General features: G+C 44.7%; 14 protein-coding genes. 9 read left to right on the forward strand and 5 right to left on the reverse strand.

The genetic code is table 11. From position 1 onward, the window contains the following. Positions 1 to 10: 10 nt before the first annotated feature. From ACVBIL_RS10350 to ACVBIL_RS10360, 3 genes are all read left to right on the forward strand, one after another. Positions 11 to 661: a hypothetical protein gene (locus ACVBIL_RS10350; protein WP_447166902.1), complete on the forward strand. Its 651-nt coding sequence runs from the start codon at positions 11 to 13 to the stop codon at positions 659 to 661. Between the two features lie 116 nt (positions 662 to 777). Then, positions 778 to 1,107 carry a hypothetical protein gene (locus ACVBIL_RS10355; protein WP_447166903.1) on the forward strand — a complete coding sequence of 110 codons (330 nt, stop codon included), beginning with the start codon at positions 778 to 780 and terminating at the stop codon, positions 1,105 to 1,107. 58 nt (positions 1,108 to 1,165) lie between these two features. After that, complete coding sequence (locus ACVBIL_RS10360; RefSeq protein WP_447166904.1) at positions 1,166 to 1,963, forward strand: potassium channel family protein; 798 nt, start codon at positions 1,166 to 1,168, stop codon at positions 1,961 to 1,963. Positions 1,964 to 2,072: 109 nt separating this feature from the next. Here ACVBIL_RS10360 and ACVBIL_RS10365 read toward each other — a convergent pair whose 3' ends face one another. Continuing rightward, positions 2,073 to 3,560, reverse strand: a complete 1,488-nt coding sequence (locus ACVBIL_RS10365) for a CYTH domain-containing protein (RefSeq protein WP_447166905.1) — start codon at positions 3,558 to 3,560, stop codon at positions 2,073 to 2,075. Between the two features lie 232 nt (positions 3,561 to 3,792). Here ACVBIL_RS10365 and ACVBIL_RS10370 point away from each other — a divergent pair, with 232 nt between their 5' ends. From ACVBIL_RS10370 to ACVBIL_RS10395, 6 genes are all read left to right on the forward strand, one after another. Further along, the gene (locus ACVBIL_RS10370) at positions 3,793 to 4,473 is read left to right on the forward strand and encodes a TIGR00153 family protein (protein ID WP_447166906.1); all 681 of its coding nucleotides are present in this window, start codon (positions 3,793 to 3,795) and stop codon (positions 4,471 to 4,473) included. Positions 4,474 to 4,497: 24 nt separating this feature from the next. Beyond that, on the forward strand, positions 4,498 to 5,766 hold the full coding sequence (locus ACVBIL_RS10375) for an inorganic phosphate transporter (RefSeq protein WP_447166907.1): 1,269 nt from the start codon (positions 4,498 to 4,500) through the stop codon (positions 5,764 to 5,766). Between the two features lie 162 nt (positions 5,767 to 5,928). Continuing rightward, positions 5,929 to 6,504, forward strand: a complete 576-nt coding sequence (locus tag ACVBIL_RS10380) for a TIGR04211 family SH3 domain-containing protein (protein WP_447166908.1) — start codon at positions 5,929 to 5,931, stop codon at positions 6,502 to 6,504. Positions 6,505 to 7,418: 914 nt separating this feature from the next. Next, on the forward strand, positions 7,419 to 10,613 hold the full coding sequence (gene putA, locus ACVBIL_RS10385) for a bifunctional proline dehydrogenase/L-glutamate gamma-semialdehyde dehydrogenase PutA (RefSeq protein ID WP_447166909.1): 3,195 nt from the start codon (positions 7,419 to 7,421) through the stop codon (positions 10,611 to 10,613). Positions 10,614 to 10,979: 366 nt separating this feature from the next. Beyond that, a complete protein-coding gene (locus ACVBIL_RS10390) occupies positions 10,980 to 12,860 on the forward strand; it encodes a methyl-accepting chemotaxis protein (protein WP_447166910.1) in 1,881 nt (626 codons plus the stop codon). Between the two features lie 606 nt (positions 12,861 to 13,466). Next, a complete protein-coding gene (locus tag ACVBIL_RS10395; RefSeq protein WP_447166911.1) occupies positions 13,467 to 15,347 on the forward strand; it encodes a methyl-accepting chemotaxis protein in 1,881 nt (626 codons plus the stop codon). A 69-nt stretch (positions 15,348 to 15,416) separates the two neighbouring features. Here ACVBIL_RS10395 and cydC read toward each other — a convergent pair whose 3' ends face one another. The 4 genes from cydC to ACVBIL_RS10415 form a co-directional block, all read right to left on the reverse strand. Further along, positions 15,417 to 17,156: a heme ABC transporter ATP-binding protein/permease CydC gene (cydC, locus tag ACVBIL_RS10400; RefSeq protein WP_447166912.1), complete on the reverse strand. Its 1,740-nt coding sequence runs from the start codon at positions 17,154 to 17,156 to the stop codon at positions 15,417 to 15,419. Beyond that, positions 17,156 to 18,979, reverse strand: a complete 1,824-nt coding sequence (cydD, locus tag ACVBIL_RS10405) for a heme ABC transporter permease/ATP-binding protein CydD (protein WP_447166913.1) — start codon at positions 18,977 to 18,979, stop codon at positions 17,156 to 17,158. The genes cydC and cydD overlap by 1 nt, the downstream gene beginning before the upstream one ends. A 688-nt stretch (positions 18,980 to 19,667) precedes the next feature. Next, a complete protein-coding gene (locus ACVBIL_RS10410; protein ID WP_447166914.1) occupies positions 19,668 to 20,015 on the reverse strand; it encodes a DUF3622 domain-containing protein in 348 nt (115 codons plus the stop codon). 217 nt (positions 20,016 to 20,232) lie between these two features. Then, positions 20,233 to 20,433 carry a DUF3565 domain-containing protein gene (locus ACVBIL_RS10415; RefSeq protein ID WP_447166915.1) on the reverse strand — a complete coding sequence of 67 codons (201 nt, stop codon included), beginning with the start codon at positions 20,431 to 20,433 and terminating at the stop codon, positions 20,233 to 20,235. Positions 20,434 to 20,744 lie beyond the last annotated feature (311 nt).

Raw genomic sequence — 20,744 nt, forward strand, 5'->3', positions numbered from 1 at the left:
GGAGACTGACGTGGGATTTCTAAGCAGCCTATTTGGCAAGAAAGAGGAACCTAAACGTCAACTCGATCACCCATCAAAACTTAACAAGGGAGATATGATCTCCCTTGATGACAGTTTTGCCTTGCCACCACAGTTACGTGGTCAGCAACTGCGAGTTGAAGCGGTCAATACTTACGAGTATCAGCGCAAACAACAAACGGAATGGGTGCTAAAGGGCCATAGTGGCGACGCTATTTTTCTCAGTCTTGATGAAGATGATGAAACGTACCTCGCCCTCTCGATTAAGATAAATCGAGGCCTAGTTGAACAGCTTTTCGATCTCGAGCAATTTAGTGAAATTTTCGAAGAAGCTGGTAAAGCCGAGCTAGATACGCAAACGCTGTCAGCTGACTTAAATGATTATGAACAGTGGTTATCACCGCATTATCATCAGGTTACGTCAGCGAGTTTTGGCTATTTCCATCGCCAAGATTATCGCGGATTAAGACCACCTCAAGATGCCGATGGCTCTACTGGTGATCCGTTTGAGGCTTACCAACTGCTAGATGACGATGAAGACAAAGCTGTAGATATCGAAGTCTATGAAGGCGGCGAAACAGATATAATGTTAACTCTATATCGTCCCCTGACTGATATTCGAGAATATTGGCCAGGCGCATAATTAAATGGTTCTAAAGTATTTTGCTTTAGAACCATTTTTGTTTCAGCTGCAATCAGTGTTAGCATTGAAGTAATTCCGCACGTTCTTTTACGGATGAAAATTTAGGTACCGCAGGCATGACCAAACAAAAAAATCCCCTCCCCGAGCAATGGCTACAAAACCAAAAAGCCGCCAAAGCGACACAAATAGCCTTCGATATGGACGAAAAGTTCCAGTATGCCATACGAAAAGCGGCACTCGATGCTGGGGTGAGTCCCTCAGATCAGATCAGAGAAATATTAGGATTGAGCGTCACTAAACGCCCTAAACGTCCTCGCCTTACCGTATCCCTAAGCCTTAGTGATTATGAGATTTTAGCTGAAAAATATAACCTTTCAGCAGAACAACAACTTGAAATTAAAAAGCATGTATTAGATGATTTAATCCAATTTAGCGCTGAACCTTAGGCGCAAATCAAGGCGCCCTATAGGTAATTTCTGGCACCTCAATAGATGGATCTAAGCGATGGCAAATAAAAAGCGCTGGCTGCTACAGCCCGATACACCTCCCACACCGATTCAGCTCGCGATGATGCTGCTATCGCTGCTGTCAGTAATTGTGGTGCTCGTGCTGACCTTTGGGCGAGTCGATGGCGAGACAAAACGCTTACTGTTTATGATAGATACCAGTATCTGTCTTATCTTCATGTCTAATTTCTTTTTTGAGCTGTTCAAGGCAGAAGGTAAGAGCGACTACCTAAAAAATCACTGGATTGATTTTGTCGCCAGCATTCCGGCCATTGAAGTACTAAGAATGGCGCGACTATTCCAGATCTTAAGAGTTGTGCGCCTTATTCGTATGACCCGCTCGCTTATCATCCCCATGCTTAAACAGCGCAGACAAGCAACCATTGCTAGCCTGTTAGTCGCACTTGTGACCATATTAACCTTCTCATCGGTGTTAATGCTTATCGTAGAGAGCGGCGTTGAAGGGGCTAATATCGATACTGCCGAAAGTGCGGTCTGGTGGGCCTTAGTCACTATCTCGACTGTAGGTTATGGTGATTATTATCCAGTGACAACCGCAGGTCATATTATCGGTGCCATCGTTATTGTCTGTGGCGTGAGTTTTTTTGGTGTTATTTCAGGTTATATGGCGTCGGTTTTTGTCTCGCCAGATGAAGCAGAAAAACTCGATAGTCACACTGAAGAGCTCCGCTCGGAGCTCAATACTAGCTTGATACGGATGGAGCAAAACCAGCAAAAGTTACTTGCCGAAATCGATGAGTTAAAACAGGCTATTCAAGATAACAAGTCTGACTAAAAAGAGCTGTGGCCAAGACTGACCTTCTCAACGGGGATCGATAAAAACGCTTCAAACACTAAAAAGCCCACATCGATGTGGGCTTTTTTGCAGAGTAACGATATACAGCTTAGCGCCAATACGGCTCATTTTGCATCGCGCTACGACGAGAAAACTCCATCGCTTGCACCAAACTTTGCTCTTTATTGTTTAACCACTCGGAAATATCTAAATAAGCGAGCTCACTAACGAGCTTTAGCTCGCGATAAGCCGCTAGCGTGCGGATCCCCAGCGCAAGATCTTGCCAAGGTGCTCTAAATTGGTCTCGATATTTTTCGGAATAAAGACCGCCATAGGCTACGCCGACAAAAATACTGTCATCGAGCGCCTTAGCTACAGACAGGTAATCAGAGCTGCTAAGGTTGTTATCTAATGGCATGACATCTAAAATCCGTTGCCAGGAGTTTTCCTGCATTTTATTGGCAAAGTGTCGTAGCTCTAGATCTCGATGAATAACGGTTCGGCCATCATTAATTTGCATCATTAAGTCGACTAAATGCACCTGCAACTTGCCATAATTGGTCAGACTCAGCAGCGACTCGACTTGGCCGATAATGTCTAACTGTTGCAACTTGACTAATGCGACGTCGGCTAATGCCTTATGCTGCGGCAACTTAGCCACTAAAGCTGCGTCATTATCAATGATGCGATATAAACTTAATGCTTCTTCAATAAAGTTTAAGTGAGCCTCGATACAATCAAAATCGGCTTGAAAATCGTCTTCAAGTAACTCGAATTGCTTAAGTGTACTCTTAAGTAAACGGATACAGGCTCGCAAACGGTAACTCAAGATGGGCAGTGCCAATAGATGCTGCTCAGGATCTAGCATCATCGACTCAATTGTTTGCCAACGATCTAATCCCACAGCTAATAGATTGACCGCAACTTGCTTTAAACTTTGTTGTGGGTCTATTTCAATAAACTCAAGTGCTGCAACCGTCTCGGGGTTAGATTCTCCCGCTAAACGGTAACCACGCTGCGCTTTACTCGCTTTGCCTAAACGCACGGGAATGTCTCGACTCACGATGCCAGCGAGGGTTAATAAGGCACTGGTATCGCCCGCCAATAGCTCAAATTCTAACTCACAAATCGGCTCAACGGCTTGACCAACACGGATTTCACCTATGTCTAAAGCCACTTCAACTAAGCTGTCATCAACAAAAACATGCCAGCGCTGACGTTCAAAATCAGTATTAAACAAGCAGTAAAGTGCTGACTGAGTTTGTGCAATATTCGCCCCTTCAGGCCAAATATCACTGGGGAATAAATTTAATTGCGGAAAATTTTGATCTATATCAACATTATACTCAGGTCGAGAATGGATCCCGCCAACAACCTGACCTTTTGTTTTAATTGTTTGTTCTAAATGTTGATTTATTCCCCGGATCCGCAGACCCATGTCCCATTTTCTTAAGGTAAGCTCATTTGTATCAAAGTAGCCATTAGTCAGCTTCTCGACCCCCTTTGCATCGCAACTAGGTAAGCTATCTAATAGTTTTATAAGGCTTTTCTTTTGTTCTTCATTAAAGAAAAGTTTGAGTTCAATCTCAGCTTCCATCGATGTACCATTCACCTTGTCATCAAAATTTAATCAATCTGCCATTAAAGTTACACATTGTAATATTTCTGCAATAATATCGCCGTAGGATCCGCTTTGCAGTTAGAATATATCTAGCTAGAATAAAAAACTGTCTATTAAAATAGAAAAACACAGTTTTATTACGCGGCCGCTTGAGTTAACATGCGCCCGCTTTTTCCAATAGTGGAATAACCAAAATAGGTACACGGCAATGCCAGTAAACTCTATTTTAGGCGTGTTTGCAAAATCGCCAATTAAGCCTCTTCAAGAGCATATCGACAAAGTATACGATTGTGCGTTAATACTTGTCCCATTTTTTGAAGCAACTGTCGCAGGAGACTGGGACAAAGCAGTTCTATTGCGTAAGCAAATTAGCTCTGCAGAGCAAGAAGCTGACTCACTAAAGCGTGAGATCCGTTTAACTCTGCCTGGCGGTCTGTTTATGCCTGTAGAACGCACTGACTTACTGGAGCTACTTACCCAGCAAGATAAAATTGCTAACAAAGCAAAAGACATTTCCGGCCGCGTCATTGGCCGACAATTAGAGTTACCTCAAGTAATTCAAGAGCCATTCATTGCTTATTTACAGCGCTGCCTTGATGCAGTTTCGTTGTCAAAAGAAGCAATTAACGAACTCGACGACCTGTTAGAAACGGGTTTTAGAGGCCGTGAAGTGGATCTTGTCGCTAAAATGATCGCAGAACTAGATTCTATCGAAGAAGATACAGATGATTTACAGATTAAGATCCGTAGACAACTATACTCCATCGAATCAGAATTAAACCCTGTCGATGTAATGTTCCTCTACAAGATAATTGAGTGGGTTGGTGACTTGGCAGATCTTGCTGAACGAGTCGGTTCTCGCTTAGAGCTAATGTTAGCTCGCGTCTAATCAAAAGAGTATCAAGGTAACAACATGGTTGATGTATTAGTCACCAACGGCCCAGTGCTTATTGGCATTGCGGCTCTATTTGGTTTTTTAATGGCATGGGGTATTGGCGCCAATGACGTAGCCAATGCAATGGGAACCTCTGTAGGTTCAAATGCAATTACAATTAAGCAAGCGATCATTATTGCAATGATCTTTGAGTTTGCTGGTGCGTATCTAGCTGGTGGCGAAGTAACCAGTACGATCCGTAAAGGTATTATTGACTCAGCTTATTTTGTCAACTCACCTGAACTACTTGTATACGGCATGATCTCTGCGCTGCTTGCAGCAGGTATCTGGCTAATTGCCGCATCTGCGTTAGGCTGGCCAGTATCGACCACTCACTCTATTGTTGGCGCGATTGTCGGTTTCGCCGCTGTTGGTGTTGGTAGCGATGCGGTGGCATGGGGCAAAGTGGGCGGTATCGTTGGCTCCTGGGTTGTCACTCCGGCAATATCGGGCTTTATCGCCTTTATGATATTCCAGAGTGTACAAAAGCTGATTTTCAACACCGATAACCCATTAGAAAACGCTAAACGTTACGTACCTTTCTACATGGCACTAGCGGGCTTTATGATGTCACTCGTGACAATCACTAAAGGTCTTAAGCATGTTGGTATAAACTTCAGCACTGTCGAGGCGTATGGCTTAGCAGCATTGATTGCAATTACAGTTGGTTTTGGTGGCATGATTGCGATTAAACGTCTTAAAATGGACACTAAAGCAGACCGTCAAACACAGTTTGGTAACGTTGAGAAAGTATTCGCTATCTTAATGGTTGTCACGGCATGTTGTATGGCATTTGCTCACGGTTCTAACGACGTAGCTAACGCGATTGGTCCATTGGCAGCTGTTGTTTCAGTTGTTGAAAGCGGTGGTGAAATCAACAGCACTGCACCACTTGTTTGGTGGATTCTACCTTTAGGTGCTGTGGGTATCGTTCTAGGTCTTGCCATCTTTGGTAAGCGTGTAATGCAAACCATTGGTAAAAACATTACTCACCTAACACCAAGCCGTGGTTTTGCCGCAGAACTTGCTGCAGCCTCAACAGTCGTTATTGCATCAGGCACAGGTCTACCAATCTCAACCACACAAACACTAGTGGGTGCGGTTTTGGGTGTCGGTATGGCTCGTGGTATCGCCGCAATCAATTTGGGCGTAGTGCGTAACATTGTTGTATCTTGGGTTGTCACCCTTCCTGCGGGTGCAGGTCTTTCAATTATATTCTTCTATATCATTAAGAGTATTTTCGAATAACCTTGAGCAACATTCGTTTTACAAAAACGACGTAATCTAAAGGGGAGTTTGATAATTTTTGTATCAAACTTCCCTTTTGCGTTTTATCACTCTTTTGCCACTTGCATTACCCCCTTTAAATCCCTAGCATGTGGGCTAAATTTCGTAGATGAGAATAGATTGGTGTTAAGAATTCTAATTATTGCGGGAATGATGCTACTTTCCCCTTCTTTGCTTGCAGCAAACCAAACGCGCTACATCTCAGATGATGTTTATATCTACCTTCATGGTGGGCCTGGAACACAATTCCGTATTTTAGGCAGCATCGAAGCTGGCCAACCAGTCACTTCGCTTAATGAGACTCAAGGTGATTACAGCAAGGTTATTGACGGTAAAGACCGTGAAGGCTGGGTGCAAACAAAAATGCTCAGCGCAAAGACAAGCCTGCGTGTAAAGCTACCTGCGATTCAGGCAGAGCTTAAGCAGACTAAAGCCGATCTCGAAGCAGCATTAAGCAGCAGCGATAACAATGCTCAAGAGCTTAACCAGGTAAAATCTCAACTTGCGACAGCGCAAAGAGCATTGGATAGCGCCAGCATGGAACGAGATAACGCCAAAGCGAAACTGGCGAGTATCCAAAAAAATGAGCGTTTTGAAATGTGGCAGCAAGGTGGTTATATTGCTGCTGGTGGCCTACTGCTTGGTATCATCTTAGTTTACCTTCCAAGGCCGCAACGTAAGCCTAAAAGTCACTGGTAATCATCTCAGCTAGAAATTGAGTTATTGCTTAGCGACAATCCTATTTAAAGCCTGTGTTATCCATACACGGGCTTTTTTATTAGTGCTAAGCAATCCGTTTCTAGATGTCATCTCTGTTTACCTATCTAAACAACACCGCAACGTAAGCCTAAAAGCCACTGGTAAGAATACCAAACAGTATTATTCACCAAAACCGCCTATAAAGCCTGTGTTATCCATACACGGGCTTTTTTATTAGTGCTAAGCAATCCGTTTCTAGATGTCATCTCAGTTTACCTCTCTAAACAACACCGCAACGTAAGCCTAAAAGCCACTGGTAATCATCTCAGCTAGAAATTGAGTTATTGCTTAGCTACAATCCTATTTAAAGCCTGTGTTATCCATACACGGGCTTTTTATTGCAGCTAAGCAATCGGTTGCTAGATGTCATCTCAGTTTACCTATCTAAACAACACCGCAATGTAAGCCTAAAAGTCACTGGTAACTATCTTAGGTCAAAAGCCATAGACTTAGCGGGATGTGACGTATCCGACAGCCTAAATAAGCAACGCTTTAAAACCTGTAAGCAAGTTTTCCGCATTGCTGCTGGAGATTAGCGGATTGATTTCATATTAATTTACTTGCTAAAACTAGAATCCAAGCCCTAAAACCACGAGTAATAATTCAGTAAAACCGCATATAAAGCTAATATAATTAAAACGCGGGCTTTTTTATGACTTATCTCTAGCCCCTACAACATAAGGGCTAGCGCACCTTCCCATCAACAACATTCAAACGTAAATCACACTAAATATGACAATATTGTCATGCGTCACATTTTATGGTTATAATCTGCCGCGAGACTGCCTTAGATTGTATACAAAAGAAAAACAATCAAGGTTTATCGCCACAATTATTCAAGCAGCATGCCCTAGATGGAAGCGATTACTATGTTCAAAGCGAGTGAAGTACTTACTGGTCATTACGACTCAGCCGACCTCAACGAACTGTTCCAAGCGATCAGCGATAACTATATTGTCGATGAAGAACAATATTTATCAGACTTGATCAAGCTGGTTCCTTCGAGTAATGAAGAGCTCAACCGTGTGACGAATCGTGCACATGAGCTGGTTAATAAAGTCCGCCAATACGACAAGAAAGGCCTGATGGTCGGTGTTGACGCTTTTTTGCAGCAATATAGCTTAGAAACCCAAGAAGGCATTATTTTGATGTGTCTTGCCGAAGCTCTGCTGCGGATCCCTGATTCAGATACGGCCGATGCCCTGATCGAAGACAAATTGTCGGGTGCCAAGTGGGATGAACATTTAAAAAAGAGTAATTCCATTTTGGTCAACGCCTCAACTTGGGGCCTAATGCTCACGGGTAAAGTCGTTAAGCTAGACCACAGTATTGACGGTAAGCCGAGTAGCCTGCTTAATCGCTTAATCAACAAAGTGGGTGAGCCGGTTATTAGACAGTCTATGCTCGCCGCAATGAAAATCATGGGTAAGCAATTTGTACTGGGTCGCACCGTTAAAGAGGCGCTGAAAAACAGTGTCGATAAACGCAAGCTAGGTTATAGCCACAGCTACGACATGCTAGGTGAAGCCGCTCTCACTAAAAAAGATGCCCTCAAGTACTTTGACGATTACTCTAGTGCCATCGCCGCTCTTGGCGCGCAAGAATATGATACTAGCCAAGCCTCTCGCCCTACGATCTCAATTAAGCTTTCGGCGCTGCATCCTCGCTATGAAGTGGCTAACGAAGATAGAACGCTAACAGAGCTTTATGACACACTTATCTTGCTTATCAAGCAAGCTCGTAGCCTCAATGTCGGCATCTCTATCGATGCTGAAGAGATGGACAGACTTGAGTTATCTCTTAAATTATTCCAAAAGCTATACAACTCAGATGCAGCCAAAGGCTGGGGACTGTTAGGTATTGTCGTTCAGGCCTACTCCAAACGCGCGCTGCCAGTACTTTGTTGGCTAACCCGTTTATCAAAAGAGCAGGGGGACGAAATTCCACTGCGATTAGTGAAAGGCGCTTACTGGGATAGCGAGCTTAAATGGTCACAAGAAAATGGCGAAGCCGGTTACCCTCTTTATACTCGTAAAGCGGCAACCGATGTGTCTTATCTTGCGTGTGCTCGATACTTATTATCAGATGCCACTCGCGGCGCTATCTACCCACAATTTGCCAGTCATAACGCGCAAACCATTGCCAGCATTACCGACATGGCTAGCGATCGTGATTATGAGTTCCAGCGCCTACACGGCATGGGAGAAGAGCTTTACGATACGCTTTTAGCCGAAAGTGGTGTTAAAAACGTACGTATTTATGCGCCTGTTGGCGCCCATAGAGATCTGCTACCTTACTTGGTACGACGCCTACTTGAAAATGGCGCCAACACCTCGTTTGTGCACAAACTCGTTGATCTCAAAACGCCGATAGAGTCGTTAGTGGTTCACCCGCTTAGAACACTGAAAGATTATAAAACGCTGGCAAACAATAAAATTGTATTACCAGAAGATATATTCGGCCCAGAGCGTAAAAACTCTAAGGGACTCAATTTAAATATTCTTTCAGAGTCGACGCCGTTTTTTGCCGCGCTCGACAAATTTAAAGACACAAGCTGGTCAGCGGGTCCTTTGGTGAATGGAGAAACCTTAACGGGTGAAACCAAAGACGTAGTAAGCCCATTTAATACCGATTTAGTTGTCGGAAAAATCGCCTTTGCTAACAATCAGGCCATTGAGCAAGCGCTATCAAGCGCAGAAGCTGCATTCCCAAGCTGGTGCAACACCCCAGTTGAAGTGCGCGCAAGTGCGCTACTTAAACTTGCCGACTTACTGGAAGAAAACCGTGAAGAGCTAATCGCACTTTGCACCCGTGAAGCGGGTAAGAGTATTCAAGATGGTATTGATGAAGTCCGTGAAGCCGTGGATTTTTGCCGCTACTATGCGGTAAACGCCAAAAAGATGATGGCCAAGCCAGAATTGCTCCCAGGCCCTACAGGTGAGCTCAACGAGCTATATCTGGAAGGTCGCGGCATCTTTGTGTGTATCAGCCCATGGAACTTCCCGCTCGCTATCTTCTTAGGCCAAGTCACAGCGGCGCTAGCAGTCGGTAACACCGTAGTGGCAAAACCTGCCGAGCAAACATCGATTGTTGGTTACAGGGCGACTCAGCTCGCACATGAAGCCGGTATTCCAAAAGACGTACTGCAGTTCCTTCCTGGTACTGGTGCCACTGTTGGCGCAGCAATTACCTCTGATGAACGTATCGCGGGCGTGTGCTTTACTGGCTCAACAGCGACGGCAAAACTGATTAACCGTACCCTTGCCATGCGCGAAGGGCCGATTATTCCGCTTATTGCCGAAACTGGCGGCCAAAATGCCATGGTGGTGGACTCAACCTCACAACCAGAGCAAGTGGTCAATGATGTTGTTTCTTCGTCATTTACCAGTGCTGGCCAGCGCTGTTCTGCACTTCGAGTGCTGTTCCTGCAAGAAGATATTGCCGAGCGCGTACTTGACCTGATGAAAGGCGCGATGGAAGAGCTAACCATTGGTAACCCACACTTTGTCAAAACCGATGTAGGGCCAGTGATTGATGCAACGGCAGCTGCAGATTTAAATGCTCACATCGAGCATATCAAGCAAGTCGGTACCTTACTCAAGCAAGTGGAACTGCCTGAAGGCACAGATAAGGGCTATTATGTCGCGCCTACCGCGGTAGAGATCGATTCAATTAGGGTGCTAGAGAAAGAGCACTTTGGTCCTATTTTGCATGTGATCCGCTATAAGTCTTCTGAGCTGGATAAAGTGATTGCTGAGATCAACTCAACCAACTTCGGTTTGACCTTAGGTATTCACAGCCGCAACGAAGGCCATGCATTAAAACTCGCAGCTAAAATTAGAGCGGGTAACGTTTATATTAACCGTAATCAGATTGGTGCTGTGGTTGGTGTGCAACCTTTTGGTGGGCAGGGCCTATCAGGCACAGGTCCAAAGGCCGGCGGCCCACACTACTTGACGCGCTTTATTACTGAAAAAACCCACACCAATAATATTACCGCTATCGGTGGTAACGCGACCTTGTTGTCTCTAGGCGACAGTGACGACTAATCGCTGAACCTTTGCTTAACTTAATATTTACTTAACATAGGCAAGAGTACTCGCGAACATTAGAGCCGATTGCAGCGCAATCGGCTCTATCATTTAAAGCGAACAAAGAGTGGATGCTAAACGTCCTAATATAAAAGTGCTAATACAAAAGCACGCAGACCAGCTGAGTACACAGATGTATAAGCTCATACTTTAAAAATTGTATATTATTTGAGACAAGACTCTCAATTATGACAATATTGATATACCTAATTAAAACACTTGCTCTATAATCCAGCTGTTTTTCAAGTTCCCTTTTACTCTACACTTTTATGATTTATTAGCCTAACTGGCTAGTTTTGCATAATTTTATTAGCGATAAATAAAATGAATCTAACAATAAAGCACAAAATTCAGCTTGCAGTGTTATTAACGATACTTGCCATCAGTACCACATTGGCCACTTTGTCCACTCGTCAGCTCACTCATGATACTGAAATGGCGATTTCGACCCGTTTCGCGCTACAAGCAGAATCCGTGAGTAACAATATCTTCAGCTGGTTAGAAGATAAGAAGCGCATTGTTAAGGCTAATGAATCGCGTATAAAGCAAGGCTTAGACAGTGACAGGGAACTTTTACTATCCATCAATAGTGGTGGTTTTATCGACGTATACGCAGGTTTTGATACTGGCGACATTATCTCTGGAGATAAATCTCAGCCGTGGCCTGAAGATTATGATCCACGAACTCGCCCTTGGTATAAATTGGCCTATAACAGCCATGAAATAATCACCACGCCGCCGTACATTGACATAACGGGTGCTGCTGTTGTCACCTTAGCCCAACGCTTCAACGGTGTAATGAACGGCGTAATCGCCGCAGACTTAAGCATTGGCTATATTACTGAGCAGATTAATAATCTGCAGATAGATAATGCGGGCTTTGCTTTCCTACTGGATGAGCACAATAAAATTCTCGCCTTTAGAGATAATAGCTATGCCCAAAAAGATGCCAATCGCCTTGCTCAAACGTTAACACCATCGAACATTGAGACCATTCGTAACAATGGTGAAATCAATACTATCGACTGGCAGGACGGTAAAGAGAAGTTGATCCGCATGACTCATCTCAAGGGCACTAACTGGACTCTGGGCTTGGTTGAAGACAAGACGCTTGCTTATCAAATGATTGAACAACAAGTTATTAATAAGCTAATAGTGGTTGTAGTGCTTGCGTTCATCATCTTAATTATTGCGTCTTTCATCGTTAACCACATGTTTAAGCCGCTGCAGCAATTAACCAATGCGATTGAAACGTTATCAAAAGGTGATGGCGATCTAACCCAACGTTTTGCTGCTAAAAAACAAGATGAAATAGGCTTACTTGAAGCGCACATGAACCGTTTTCTAGAGAGCTTACAGCAGATGGTTAAGGCGATTTCCTGCGATACCGAACAGCTCATTAAGCAGATAAACGAATCATCAGACATTGCCGCAAAGGCAAGCGAAGGCGTTAACGGCCAGCATCAAGATGTCGATCAGATTGCGACCGCGATTCATGAGATGTCAGCAACCGCAAACGAGGTTGCTAACCATGCTGAAATGACCGCCAATGCAGCGCAAGTGTCGACTCAGGCCTGCATCGAAGGCAACCGAGTTATTGTTAAAAACAGTGATTCGATTGAACTGCTATCAGAGCAACTCGGTGATGCCTCTAAGGTGGTGTCTGCACTAGAAGAAAACGCCACCGAGATCAACCAGATCCTGTCAACCATTCAGGCCATTGCAGAGCAAACGAATCTACTTGCCCTAAACGCGGCAATTGAAGCTGCTCGAGCTGGTGAGCAAGGCCGAGGCTTTGCCGTGGTCGCTGATGAAGTGCGAGTACTGAGTCACCGCACTCAAGATTCAACCGAAGAAATTAGAGCCATGATCGCCACTTTGCAGCAAAACAGCCAGCACGCAGTATCCTCTATGGCGTCTAGCACCGATATTGCAAAGTCGAGTGTTGCCTTTGCTAATCAAGCAAAAGATAGCTTAGAGCGCATTACGGACTCGATTACAGAAATCAATGATATGGCGACTCAAATTGCCAGCGCAGCTGAAGAGCAGCGTGCGGTATCTGAAGACATCAGTCGTAATACCCAAGCGATTAGCGACACCTCAAATGAGTTGTCGCAGCAAACTCAAGAAGTCAACGACAATGCCCAGCTAATGCTAAAAACATCTGCTGAATTGAGCGATCGCGTTTCACGCTTTAAGATCTAATCATCAAATATTACCACCTAAAAGCCCTGTTAACATCAGGGCTTTATACACTGACCCACTCAATACTATACCCAAACGACTTGAACATGCTCATTTCAGAGGCCTTGCGCGAGTTCAATTCTAGGCGTATTAGCGTAGGAATGGTAACTCCCTTTTAAGCTAGTGCAACAACGAAGTGGGCTTGCGCAAAGCCTTCTTCGATGGGGTTTAATGCACTTTCTGCTGCGTTATTGATCTTGCTAAGGGAACAACCATTAACTGCAATCAACGCCTTGCTTAAAGCGCATTAAATTCCCACTGAACCCTGCATCTTCAGCTGGCTTGGGTATATAACTCCTCGATACAAGAAACTGACTGACCCTTTCCAACTTCGCAGCTCCCCTCCAAACTCTCACCCCATAATCGAGTTATGTTATTACGTTATGTCATTGCTAAAAATACTCGTGTGACTTATTAATAATTTGAGACAAACTTCTCATCACTGACACATTTAAAATGCTCATTTAAATGACATCGCCTATAATCCGTTCACTTTCAACAGGATCTTGGGTTGCCATAAATTTTCGCCCCTGAAAATAAAATGCCTTGTCCGTCAATATTATCAAAATGAACCTTACCATTAAGCACAAAATTCAACTTGCCGTGTTAGCCGTGATCGTGACAATAACAACGACTCTTGCCCTTATCGCGAGTAAGCAACTCAAGCTACAAACAGAACAAGCCATCTCGACCCGTTTTACGCTACAAGCCGAAGCGCTCAACAATAATATTTTTAGTTGGTTAGAAGATAAAAAGCGCATCATTAGTGCTAATGAAACCCGTTTAAGCCAAGGACTGAGCGATGAAGGGGAGCTAGCGTTAAGCATCCAAGCTGGCGGCTTTATCAACTTGTATATGGGGTTAGAAAGTGGCTTAGTCATCTCTGGCGATAAATCCGTTAATATTCCTGCAGACTTTGATGGCCGCACTCGCCCTTGGTATCAAGATGCCTATAACAGCCATGAAATAATTACCACTCAGCCTTATGTGGATATTTCTGGCGATACGGTTGTCACCTTAGCGCAGCGTTTTAGTGGTGAAGTCAATGGTGTACTGGCTGCCGATTTAAGCATCGCTTACATCACCCAGCAGATCGCTAACCTCAATATTGCCAATGCGGGTTTTGCTTTCTTGCTCGATGAAAATAACAAGATCCTCGCCTTTAGAGATAACAGCTACGCCCAACAAGATGCCAGCCGCTTTTCCCGAGACTTAGCTCAATCCCATATTCCGGCTCTGCTTAACAGCGGCGCAATAAGCCCCATTGAGTGGCTAGATGGCAATGACAAACTGTTGCGACTAACTAAGTTACAGGGAACCAACTGGACATTAGGTATAGTCGAAGACAAGCAGCTTGCCTATCAAGCAATCACGGAGCAAATCCAACAATCTCTTATCGCTGTAGTCTTACTCGCCATGGTGATTTTGATTATCGCCTCAGTGATAGTTAATCATATGTTTAAGCCACTACAGCAACTCACTAAGGCCATTGAAACCCTATCTAATGGTGATGGTGACTTAACTCAGCGTTTCCCAGCCCATAGCAAGGATGAAATAGGCCTGCTTGAGCGGCATATGAACCGCTTCTTAGAAAGTCTTCAACAAATGGTTAAGGCTATCTCTTATGATACAGAGCAGTTAATCAAGCAGATCCATGAGTCATCTGATATCGCCGCTCAAGCCAGTAATGGCGTCAATGCTCAGCATCAAGATGTGGATCAAATTGCCACGGCAATTCATGAAATGTCAGCCACTGCGAGTGAAGTCGCTAACCATGCAGAGATGACCGCTAACGCGGCGCAAGTATCGACCCAAGCCTGTTTCGAAGGCAGTGAAGTGATTAGCCAAAATAGCGAGTCGATTGAGCAACTATCACAGCAACTTGTCGATGCGTCGCAAGTGGTATCAGAGCTTGAGGCTAATGCGACCGAGATTAATAAAATCCTCTCGACCATTCAAGCGATTGCAGAACAAACTAACCTACTGGCACTTAATGCGGCAATTGAAGCTGCGCGCGCCGGTGAGCAAGGCCGAGGCTTTGCCGTGGTTGCCGATGAAGTTAGAGTGTTAAGCCATCGCACCCAAGACTCAACTGAAGAGATTAGAGCGATGATCGCCACCTTGCAGCAAAACAGCCAGCAAGCAGTGCAATCAATGGCTTCAAGTACTGGCATTGCCGATGCCAGCGTTGAATTTGCTAACCAAGCGAAGCACAGCTTAATGAAGATCACTGACTCAATTACTGAGATCAGCGATATGGCGACCCAAATTGCCAGCGCAGCCGAAGAGCAACGCGCTGTTTCCGACGATATCAGCCGTAATACCCAAGCCATTAGCGACACTTCGCATCTGTTGTCGTCGCAAACTCAGGAAGTCAGTCACAACGCCAAGCTCATGTTAAATACCTCCAGCAGCCTTAACGAGCGAGTCAGTCGCTTTAAGATTTAAATCAGCGTTTAAGCCAATAAAATGCCCGGTCAGAGCCGGGCTTTTTACTCGTATAAAATCGATCCAGCTTTAGCTTAAACGATGATACAGACTTGCATAATAAGCGTCGCTCGTGAGTAATTCGCTATGGCTGCCGCTAGCACGAATTGTTCCCTGTTCCATCACATGGATACAGTCCATCTTGCTCATCGCTGTCAGGCGATGGCTAATCATCAGCATGGTTTTGTCCGCGGCAAATTCAAATAACAAGCGTAAAATTTCACGCTCGGTACGCTTATCCAAGCCCTCGGTTGGTTCATCTAGCAATAAGATAGGCGCATCACGCAGTAAGGCTCTGGCGACACCAATACGGCGCTGCTCACCACCTGACAACTGACGTCCGCCCTCTCCTAACCAAGTATCAAGCGGCTTTTCGCCTTGTAATAAATTCTCTAAGCCAACTTGATGCAATACGGCAATCAGCTTGTCATCGTCTTTTCGTGTCGCACCAACAATGGCTAAGGCGAGGTTGTCACGTAAGCTGCCGCTAAACAGATAAATACGCTGACTTACCACTGACATAGATTGACGCAATTGCAGCTCGGTATAGTGGCTGACCTCTAGGCCATCAATACACACTTGACCTTTATTAGGCTGCCATTCACGAGTCAATAAGGCCAATAAACTTGATTTGCCACAACCTGTTTGACCAAGTAGCGCCACCTTCTTGCCAGCTTCGATTTCAAGATTAAGCCCTTGCAGCACCTTTTGATTATCGACATAGCCAAATTCAATATTATTAAACGCAATATTACCCGCAGAGATCTCAGCACGCGATTTTTCCGCAAAGGTCACACTAGGCGCCTGCTCAACCACTTCATTGAGTCGCTTAGCTGCGGCGCTACAAGCAGACAGATGCTGAAACGCACCTGCTAGTGGCATCATCATCTCAATCGTTGCCATCGTTAAAAACACCACCATGGCGAGCCTTGGTCCCGGTGGCACGGCTGTGCCGACACCCGATGCGGCCAAATACAGCATCAGCAACACCGCAAAACCGTGGCATAAGATCAAACAGGCTTGGCTTAATGCTGTCACCCGATTCATCGCATTTTGGCTATTGATCATGGCGCTTTGTGCTTGTTCAAGCCTATCTCTATAAGCCTTCTGCGCGCCAAACAGGGTTAACTCTGCTTGTCCCTGCAGATACTCAAGTAAGTGTACTCGTAGCACTCGCTTAGTTTCTAACTGCGCAACCCCAGGTTTTCTTCCTAAGAAGTAAAACGTCATCGGCAGTAATAGCCAAACCGCCAGCAACACGCTGCACAAGGTACGCGCGAGCTCTAAATCGAAGTGACCCACGAAAAAGTACAAAGCCAGCAGCATCAATAACGAGGCGGCCAACGGGGTGATTAAACGTAGGTATAGATGATCTAAGGTATCGATATCGGCAACCAAACGATTAAGCAAATCGCCTTGGCGCACCCCTTGTAGATTTTTAGCGCTTAAGGGCAGCACTTTGTTCCAGACCCAGCAGCGCAAATCAGTCAGTAGACTAAAGGTGGCTTCATGGGTGGCAAGGCGCTCACCATAGCGGCTTGCTGTGCGCACAATCGATAAAAAGCGCACCCCGCCTGCGGGGGTAAAATAGTTAAAGGTTTGCGCCGCCAGCACAGTTAAGCCTGCAACGGCTGTCGCCGACAAGAACCAGCCTGATAGTGACAGCAGGCCAATACCTGCCATTAAGGTTGTCACGCTTAAAAATAGGCCTATGAACATCATAAACCACTGGCTTTTAAAGCGCTTAATGTAGGGGAATAGTGCTCTCATTACTTATCACCCCTTGCTTTAGACTCTGTTGTAAGTTGAGCATCAATATCAAATTCGCTGATGCTGCTAGCCTCATCTAACATCTGCTTAAAGGTGCCAGCTTGCACAACAAGCTCGTCATAATTACCTTGCTGCACAATAATGCCTTTGTCGATCACCAAGATTTTGTCCATCTCGCTCAAGTTTTCTAATCTGTGAGTAACCATGATGCACGCCACACCCGCCATCGCTTGTGTCAATGTGGCTTGCACCGCTTGCTCACTTAAACTATCTAAACTGGCGGTAGGTTCATCAAGAATAAACAATTGCGCTTGTTGACCCAAGGCTCGAGCAAGGGCTATGCGCTGCGCCTGCCCCACCGACAAACCTGCAGTTTGCTCTTGAACCGGATGTTCGAGCCCTAGAGGTTGCTGCTGCACAAAATCCAAAATCTGCGCCTTGGCTAATAATGCCCAGATAGTGTCATCAGATAAGTGACGCCCCATGTTGATATTTTCACGCAAAGTACCATGAAACAGCTGCGGCTCTTGCCCCAGCCATGCCAAATGCTTACGCCAATCACTCAGGGATAATTCTCTCAACTCAGTGCCTGAAACCTTTAGCTGCCCCTTATAAGGTAAAAAACCCAGCAGTGCATTGAGTAAACTGGTTTTTCCAGCGCCGCTTGGTCCGACAATAGCAAGATGTTCACCTGTGTTGATTTGAAAACTGACGGGTCCGAGTAACAAGCTACCATCTAGGCTATAAACACAGAGCTCTGTTGCGATTATTTCTATGCCGGCGGCCTCAATGCTATCGCTAACTTGCTTATCACCTTCATGCTGGCCTGTTGGGTGGTCAAGTAGCGCCATTAACTCTTCAGCTGCGCCAATTGCCTGTGCTTTCGCGTGATAATGAGTGCCCATGTCTCTTAATGGCTGATAAAATTCTGGTGCTAAAATCAGTACAAACAAGCCAGTGAACAAGCTGATTGAAACACCATAATGGCCAAAATCCAAATGGTGCAAGTAGCTAAAACCAAAGTAAACCGCCATTACGGCAATCGACACTGCGGCAAAAAACTCAAGCACCGCAGAGCTTAAAAATGCCATTCGCAGCACGGCCATAGTGCGCTCTCGAAACTCTTCCGAGGCCTTTCTAATCACACGAGCCTCTTTCTCAGCTTGGTTAAATAACTTCAGCGTGGATAGGCCTTTTAACCTATCCATAAAATGACCACTTAAACGTGCTAGGGCACTGAAGTTTTTACGGTTAGCATCCGCAGCGCCCATGCCAACGAGGATCATAAACATAGGAATAAGTGGCGCAGTGGCCAATAAAATCAGACCCGCAGCCCAATTGATAGGGAAAACAGCAACCAGAATAATCAGCGGAATAAACCCAGCTAACACGATTTGTGGTAGATAGCGGGCGTAAAAATCTTGTAGATCTTCAACTTGTTCCAGCACTATGCTGGCCCAACTCCCTGCCGGTTTGCCCTTAATAAAAGCGGGGCCAAGTAGCGCTAACTTATCGAGCACCGCCGCGCGCATCTGTATTCGAAGTCGCGCCCCTGCTTGAAAGCTTGCTCGCTCTCGAGCAAATGCCAGCACACCTCTTAACACCGTGAGTAATAATAATGCCCAAAAGTGATTGATAAAGTCGGACTTTGGCAGTTCGTCAATAATAATCCCTTGCAATACGGTTGCGATAAGCCATGCCTGACACATTAAGCTTAAGCCGGTCAACACACCAAATAAAACGGACAGATTCAAATAAAAACCACAGGATTTTTTCTGTAACTTGAGCCATTTAGTGAGCTGTTTTTCTACTGTTTTATCCATGTGATTCCAGGCTGACAACGTGGGAATGAGATAATGCTTTGGCATCTTGGCTGATTGAAGCTCAATACGACAACAAGCGCTAGGTGTAACGAACTAACATTAATAGGGTTGTTAAGAGAGACTTTGCTGCAAGGCTTAAGTTCAATAGCACTAAAGCTAAAAAACGAGCATGCATCTTATACCAATCAGTATAAGAAGTTGATCTACTCAGAGCGTTTTTTGGCAAACTAATCCAAGGCGAATAGATAAAAGAATGGTTATTCCCTTGTGAAGCTGTTCAACGCAGAAGTAGGCAGCCAAAAATGCTCCAGAATGGCGAGTTTTAGCGTTTCTGATGCTGTGACTCTTAAGGAACAAGAGGGAGCTTAACCGTAGAACAACTATGATCTTCACTCGTTGCCTTGCCTCATAATCGCTAAACTCTCGCTGAGCGACCAAATCTTTATACTGATTGGTATTAATATTGCCAGAGTATCGCAGGCATCAATCGCAGAAGAAACCGCCATTGATATAATTGTTATCGAACTCACAAAAATTGAGCTAGATCAATAAATGGAAGGCTAAGCGATACACGTAACGCTAATTTTAAACATAAAAAAACCGCATTAAGCTAGGCCTATTGCGGTTTATAGTTAAATTTAGACTCAGCTAAATCTAATGACGAGTAAAGTCACTTTAAACAACCAGATTAACGCTCTGCGTCAGACTCGTAATCTGAGTTATCGTCATCATAATCACTTTTAGGTGCAGCAGCTTCGCGCGCACTGCGCCATACCTCTGCAGCTTGCTCTTTAGCATCAGCCGCTTCATTACGCTCGTCACGTGCCTTAGCTTTACGTTCGTTACGCTTAATCAAGTTCTCTAAGAATGATTTAAGCTCAGTCTCACCCCAAGCTTGCGCTTCAGCTTCAGTAGCAAAACCCTTCTTAGTCTTAGAAACAACAATCTTTCTTGCTGTTTGACGACGAGTGATTTGGCCTGTCCAAGTTGCGCCATCTGCTACTACGCGAAAATCATACTTCTTAGTTTGTGTCATGTTACTTTTTATCCTAACAATAATTCTAATACTTGAGCCAAACACACGATTTGTTTGCAATGCTCTATTTACAATAAATATATGTGCAATAAAAGCATACGCCCACAAGTAGGTGGCTCAATCAATACGCAAGACCAACACTCGAAGCATCATTCTCACGTTCATAATTCTGTTTCTAAACCGCACTGCCAATGATCACCTTAGATTGGCATACGCTTTATTTTATTCCCGAGCCGACTTCACACAGCTTACAATACAGTTTATAACCAAGCATAGCGTCTCTGCCAGCTTGATGAGTCACCCAATCTCGTCGCTCCCAAGGAGGACGATGGCGAACATGCTGCGTATGACCGCAAGACAAATTGGCAACCCAATGATCTTCATCATCTTTATGATAACTCACAATAGATTGCTGCATGACAAACCGTCGAATTAGGTAATATTAGTACCTAGATTTTACTGATGAAAATCGGTAGATGAACTTTCAGGGGCGCGAGATTAACACATGCGGCGCCGATACAACATCTTTTAACCGACCAAAAATCACACAATCGACATTTTTTTTCAAAATAGATGGATTTCAGCGCGTAACAATTATCAATTAATGCCCATCGCGCCAGCTTAATACTCATTTAGTGCCATACTCAATACAAACTAAAGCCCTTGACTACTTAGCCTGTGATTGCTTTTAATTAGCGCTTTTTAAGCAGATCCTGTAAGCTGCACGGC

The organism is Shewanella sp. 125m-7, assembly GCF_052977045.1.